Origin of the sequence: Streptomyces sp. RP5T (assembly GCF_003933965.1) — a bacterium.
GTDB lineage: Bacteria > Actinomycetota > Actinomycetes > Streptomycetales > Streptomycetaceae > Streptomyces.
In genome coordinates this window covers 1-2,187 of record NZ_RSAJ01000934.1, presented here as the reverse complement: position 1 = coordinate 2,187, position 2,187 = coordinate 1, and the positions used below count along the sequence as shown (strand labels likewise).

The following is a 2,187-nucleotide window of genomic DNA, read 5'->3' as shown; positions in this document are numbered from 1 at the left end:
GACATGGGCTGCGGGCAGGGCGCCGGCAGTGCAGTCGGGAGGTGCCTCGGCCGTGGCCGTCTGGGGCGCGTGGCTGGAGGCCGGGGGGCCGGGGCGCCCTTCACGGGCGCCCCGGCTGGATGCTCAGTCCTCGGCGTCGGCGGACTGGTCGGGCTCTTCGCCGTCCGTGTCTGCGGGCGGCGCGGCGGACTCCTCCTCGATCTCGAACGGAGTGTCATCGATGACGTTGCGCTCGATGGGAGAGAGCTGGTGGCCGAGCTCGGCGAGGAACTTCAGGTAGACGCGTGCGTCGGCCCGGATCTCCTCGGTGTCCCACTCGGGCTGGTCCTGGCGCCATGTGTTCGCCTGCTCGATCCGCTTCTCGTAACAGGCGGCGATCACTGCGAAGTTGACGAAGAGCAGACGGGTGGGGGTGGCCGTGGCACCGATCCAGGTGGCCCGGTCCTCGGCGCTCGCGGCCTTGCCCTCCTCGGTGCTGAGGGCGAGCAGGTCGGCCAGAACCGCCGACCGGCCGGGGTCGCCGGTCCATGACCGCACGGGCTTGGGGCAGGACAGCAGCGTGCGGGTCACCCACCCGGCGAGAGGCTTGGGGGCGCTCTTGCGGGCCATCAGCTGGCGCAGGAAGGTACGCCGGGCATCGATGGCGGCCCGGTAGGCCTTGTTCCCGGCGAGCTTGAGGTGATGATCCCGCCTGCGCTGCTCGGCCTCGGCGGCTGCCTTGGCTTCGGCTTCGGCACGGGCCCGCTCCGCCTTCTCGGTGGCCGCGCGCGTTACTTCCTCGTCCTCTTCGTCCGCCTCCGGCTCCTCCGGCTCCTCCGTCTCGTCCTCGCCGTCCTCGTCGCTGGCGGCGGGCGCTGCGGTGGGCGCGGTCTGCGCGGCGGGTTCGGTGCCGGGGGTGTAGTGGCTGTAGGCGGCGGGGTTGAGGCACAGGGCGGCGACAGCGGCAGGGTCCGCGCTGCCGGTGTCGTCCCACACCACGGCGTGTCCGGGGCAGCGGACATGGTCCGCCTCGTCCAGATCCTTACCAGCGGCGTCGACCAGGTCCTCAAGCCACTGGGCGCGCGGCGGGAGGTTGCTGGCGTCCTCCCACAGCCGGATGCCGTCGCGCTTGAGTTCAGCGCGGCGGGTGTCACGCGCGGTGCGTTCGGCGCGTTCGGCGCGCTCGGTGCTCAGCTGGTAGGGGAAGGTGCCCTGTCGGTGGGCCTCGATCAGGCGGGCGACGGCGTCGGGGTCGTCGTCGAACTCGCCGAGTGCCGCGAGGACTTCGAGGTCGAGGTCGTAGGCGTCGCTGGCCTCCAGCACGGTGCGGGTGCCGGTGCCCAGATTCTTGGCGGCCTCGGCGGCCTGGGTGACCTGTTCCTTGCTGCGGCCGGTGCGGCGGGCGACGGTGGCGACGCTCGCTCCGTCCTCCAGCGCGCCGAACAGGGCATCGGCCTGCTCCAGCGGGCTGAGGGCGCGGCGGAATGCGGCATCGTTCTCGATCAGCTGCTCGATGTAGTCCTGGCCCGCCTCGCGCAGCGAGGGGTCCAGGATGAGAGCGGGAATGGACTCGATCCCGCCCGATCGGGCGCCCGCGTGCCGGCGGTGACCCATCTTGAGCTCGTAGACGGGCTCTGCGTCCGGGATGTGGGCGTTCAGCTGCACGACCACGACGGGGACCAGGACGCCGTTTTCCGCGATGGAGGTGAGGAATTCGTCGTCGAGGTCGAGGCTGTGGCGGACGTTGCGCGGGTTGGCGTGGATCTGATCGGTGCGCAGCAGGGCTGCGGCCACCTGGGGTGTGGTGCTCACGTGAGGATTACTCCTTGATCACTTGGTGGGTTGCGCCGGTTCGGGTTGCCGCCCGAACCGACAATGATAATTCTACGCCCATATGGTTCTGTGTCAAGCGGATGTGCCCTGAGGGGCGGCTGTGGTGACGGGTGGTCAGTGCTGGGAGCACACCCAGGTCTGCGGTTCGCCGTGCGCGACGAGATCGAGGGGGGTCGACGTCGTGGCCTTGCACAGCTGGCAGGAGACCTCGATCCGGCGCGGCATGGACAGCGGCTGGACCGGTTCGCTGGTCTTGAGGGTCAGCGGCTCCTGCGTGCCGTCCAGTTCGATCACCAAGCGTGCAGTGAGGCTCGGGTGTTGACGCACCGCGGCCACGGTCAGGGGGTGGTCCTGTTGCTCGGGGAGGGCGAAGAC

The 2,187-nt window shown here is 70.6% G+C and carries 2 protein-coding genes; both read right to left on the bottom strand.

Annotation, left to right across the window (positions count from 1 at the left end):
• Positions 1-123: 123 nt before the first annotated feature.
• A complete protein-coding gene (locus EHS43_RS43115; RefSeq protein ID WP_125195892.1) occupies positions 124-1,791 on the bottom strand; it encodes a ParB N-terminal domain-containing protein in 1,668 nt (555 codons plus the stop codon).
• Between the two features lie 135 nt (positions 1,792-1,926).
• Positions 1,927-2,187, bottom strand: a 261-nt coding sequence (locus EHS43_RS43110; RefSeq protein WP_221740824.1) for a hypothetical protein, incomplete at its 5' end; no start/stop codon positions are given.